Origin of the sequence: Thiohalorhabdus sp. (assembly GCF_046545655.1) — a bacterium.
In the GTDB taxonomy this organism is placed as follows: Bacteria; Pseudomonadota; Gammaproteobacteria; order Thiohalorhabdales; family Thiohalorhabdaceae; genus Thiohalorhabdus.
The window spans coordinates 1-3,339 of the sequence record NZ_JBKGZG010000083.1; the positions used below are offsets into that span (position 1 = coordinate 1).

Consider the following 3,339-nt stretch of genomic DNA (forward strand, 5'->3'; position numbering starts at 1 on the left):
GTGCCAGTGCCACCACCTCGGCCGGGACCGCCCTCGGGGAGGACGCGGGGCACCAATACCTCTCGACCTGCCGGCGTAGGCCGGGCATGTTGGTGGATATCCAGGGGGTTTCTCCCAGTGCTGCGATTTCCCCACCTGCAGGGTTGCTGGGATGAAACCCGAGGATAGGGTATGTAACACCCAAACCTAGGTGTCGGCGGACAGAGCACCCGGTTCGTACGCGCCGGGTCAGGTCCAAAGCCCAGTACCCCCGAGTTTTGCCGGCTGCCATGCTCCGCCTGCTCGAGGCCATCGGCCACAAGGCCCTCACTGCCGCGGCCACCATCCGCGAGATGACCCGCTTGACCGGTCTGTGCGGTGTGCGCGGGCTGATGCCCGCCAGCTACAACCCCGCCGTGCGCCTGGTGCTGACCCGCCAGCTCTACTACACCGGCGTGCAGATCCTGCCCTTGTTCTTGCTCATTACCCTGGGCTTCGGGACCGGTGCGGTGGGGGCAGCGGTTGCGGGGATGCTAAGCCTGGATCTGGGGGACAGGGCAGGGGGGATTGTGGTCAACCTGCTGGTGCTGGAACTGGCCCCGCTAATTACCGCCTTGCTCGTGGGTCTGCGCTCGGGCTCTGCCGTCGATGCGGAGCTGGCCACCATGGCCCAGAGCGGGGAGCTTCGGACCCTGGATCTGTTTGGCATCGACCCCGCCACCTACCTGTTTCTGCCGCGCATCATCGCGACCATGGTCACGGTCACGCTGCTGACCGGGATCTTCGCCCTGTTGGTGCTGACCAGCGCCTACCTGTTCCTGTTCTGGTACGTGGAAACCGGACTCAACTCCTACCTGAACGCGGTGATGGACGCGGTGACGGGGACAGGAGCGGCGCTGCTGTTCGCCAAGAGCCTGCTCCTGGGTTTCCTCGTCGCCTTCATCCCCCTGTACAGTGGGATTACGGGGCCGCCCGGCCTGGGCGGAATCTCCGTTGCCGTGCAGCAGGGCATGGTGCGGTTGTTTCTGGCCATTATGCTGGTTGAGGTAGTGACCCTGGGGGAACTGCTATGACTATGGAGTTCCTGCCCGATGCCGAGGTCATCAGCCGCCGACTGGACCAGCTGGCGGCGGCCGGGCCGGTGGCGCCGGTGGCGCCCGATGTTCCCCTCCTTGCCAGCCTCTCGGCCCAGGAGAACCTGGAGCTGATCGGTGCCTTCCACGGCCACTTTACCTCCCGCGACCTGACGGCGAGCGCCTCGGTAACTCTGGCGCGTCTCGGCATCGCTTATTGCGCCCCCCGCCACCGGGATGAGCTGACCGCGCGCGAGGCCTTTCTGGTCCAGGTGGGGCGGGCCGCCATGCGCCCCCAGGCGATGATGGTTCTGGTCACGCCCTTTTCCCAGGTGCCCGAACTGGATTCCGACGGCCCCATTGAGGAGGCTCTGGCCGCCCTCGAGGTGACGCGGTTTCGCGTCCTTGACTATCCCAGCAACCGGAACCTGTATTCCAGTCTGACCGAGGCCACGCCGTGAATCAGCGCCGGATCCGCATCGCCGTCGGGCTGTTCCTCGTCGTCACCCTGGGTCTGATGGTCGGCGCGGCGGGTTATGTCCTCTACCGCAAAGGGCTCTTCGAGGAGGAGGTCGCCTTCACGCTCGTGGCCGAATCCGGCCAGCATCTGTCGCAGGGAATGCCGGTGGTCTTCCAGGGGCACGAGCTGGGGTCGGTTCAGGAGGTGGACCTCAAACGGCAGGGGCACGTGGAGGCCCGGATCGCCATCCCAGCGGACCAGCGCCGCTGGTTGCGAACCTCCAGCACCTTCACCGTCGAGAACCCCTTGCTCGGCAACGCCCGCATCCGGGTGGCCACTCCGGACATGGACGCGCCGCTGCTTCCCAAAGACGCGCGCGTCCAGACCCGCCTTCAGGACGATTTCAACCAGCTCATCGAGGAGGCGCAAACGGTCGTCCAGGACTTGCAGCGAATTGGCGCCCATCTCCGCGAGATCACCGGCGAGGTCGCCGATCCCGAGGGCGATTTCCGCCAGACAATGGTCCATCTGGAGCGTTTCAGCGGGCGGCTGGCCGACGAGCCCGCGCTGCTCACCCTGCTCACCGACAACCCGGCCACCCCGCGTCACTTCAACGAGGTTCTGGCCCGCGCCGAGGCCGGCACCGGCGAGGCCGAGGCAACAATAGCAGAGCTGCGCCAGACCATCGCCCGCACCCGAACCCGTCTTCTCCGCAAGGGGGGCACGGTCTCCCGGGTGGACGCGCTGCTGGAGGACCTCCAGGGCAAGCTCAAGGTCCTGGATCCGGCCGTGCACGAGGCAGCGGCCTCCACCCAAGGGCTGGAGGAAATGCGCGACGAGCTCCGGATCACCATCGAGGACACTCGCGCCATCCTGCGGCAAGTCGAAGCCGTTCTGGGCGAGGACCCCTCCACCGAGGTCCCGTTGCCATGAGGCCCGGATTCCGGCTGGTGCCGGTTCTGATGGTGGTGCTCGTGGCCGGCTGCCTGGGCGGCCCCCCGGCCGGACCGGCGTGGCGGATTCGGGCGGCCGAGGCCACCGAGGCCTACTACACGGCCATGCTGACCGGTGACAACCAGAGCGCCGGCAGCAGTCTGAGCCGGGCCCTGGAGGCGGCCAGTGCCAGCGACGAACTGAGGCCGTTGGCGCGGGTCCACCTGGGGCGGGCCGCCATGCAGGTGGCCCTGCGGCGCGAGCCCGATCTGGCGCGGACCGGCGAGCTCATCGCCCTTGCCGGGGACCGGGATCTGGCGGCCTATCGGCGCTTTCTGGCGGGCACTCCCGAGGCCGGCGATGCCGAGCTCCTGCCCGCGGCCCTGACCGCCCCGGCCCGGCACCTGCGGGCGGATCGGCCCGGCGCACTGGCCGAAAGCGTCGCCGCCATCGAGGATCCCCGCCTGCGGGTAGTGGCCGCCGCGGTGGGCCACCACCGCTACCCCGGCCGCCGGGCCTTCGCCGATGCGGCGGTGGCAGCGGCCTCCCCGGAAGGCTGGCGGGGGGTGCTGCTGGCGTGGCTGCCGGTGCAGGTCGAGGCGGCCAGGCGCGCGGGCGATACGGCCGAGGCGGCGGCCATCCGCAGCCACCTGCGCTGGCTGCAGAACCCTCGGGCCGGCCGGTCAGACGGAGCGGAGTAGTCCGGAGCGGGCCCGGGCCCAGCTTCTCCGGGCCGCGGTGCGAACTGTCAGGCTGAGCCCCTGCGGCCTACGGCTGACCGCGTCAGCCAGCGGCGACCTCCTGCTCCCTGACCGGTTCAACTCCAGTCTCGTCTTCCATCACCTCCTCGGCCAGCCCGACAAAGGCCCAGATACTTCCGGTGACCAGCATCAC

General features: G+C 68.9%; 4 protein-coding genes. All 4 read left to right on the top strand.

Going from position 1 to position 3,339, the window contains the following annotated elements:
• Positions 1-269 precede the first annotated feature (269 nt).
• From ACLFRB_RS11685 to ACLFRB_RS11700, 4 genes are read left to right on the top strand one after another with little or no spacing between them, the layout of a single operon-like run.
• On the top strand, positions 270-1,052 hold the full coding sequence (locus tag ACLFRB_RS11685) for an MlaE family ABC transporter permease (protein WP_411069188.1): 783 nt from the start codon (positions 270-272) through the stop codon (positions 1,050-1,052).
• Positions 1,049-1,513: a hypothetical protein gene (locus ACLFRB_RS11690; RefSeq protein ID WP_411069189.1), complete on the top strand. Its 465-nt coding sequence runs from the start codon at positions 1,049-1,051 to the stop codon at positions 1,511-1,513. Before ACLFRB_RS11685 ends, ACLFRB_RS11690 begins: the two co-directional genes overlap by 4 nt.
• On the top strand, positions 1,510-2,445 hold the full coding sequence (locus ACLFRB_RS11695; RefSeq protein ID WP_411069190.1) for an MlaD family protein: 936 nt from the start codon (positions 1,510-1,512) through the stop codon (positions 2,443-2,445). Before ACLFRB_RS11690 ends, ACLFRB_RS11695 begins: the two co-directional genes overlap by 4 nt.
• On the top strand, positions 2,442-3,146 hold the full coding sequence (locus ACLFRB_RS11700; RefSeq protein WP_411069191.1) for a hypothetical protein: 705 nt from the start codon (positions 2,442-2,444) through the stop codon (positions 3,144-3,146). Before ACLFRB_RS11695 ends, ACLFRB_RS11700 begins: the two co-directional genes overlap by 4 nt.
• Positions 3,147-3,339 lie beyond the last annotated feature (193 nt).

What these genes read in the sequence shown, in the direction of transcription:
- ACLFRB_RS11700 (WP_411069191.1), top strand. Translation starts at nt 2,442, where the DNA reads ATGAGGCCCGGATTCCGGCTGGTGCCGGTTCTGATGGTGGTGCTCGTG.
- ACLFRB_RS11685 (WP_411069188.1), top strand. Translation starts at nt 270, where the DNA reads ATGCTCCGCCTGCTCGAGGCCATCGGCCACAAGGCCCTCACTGCCGCG.
- ACLFRB_RS11690 (WP_411069189.1), top strand. Translation starts at nt 1,049, where the DNA reads ATGACTATGGAGTTCCTGCCCGATGCCGAGGTCATCAGCCGCCGACTG.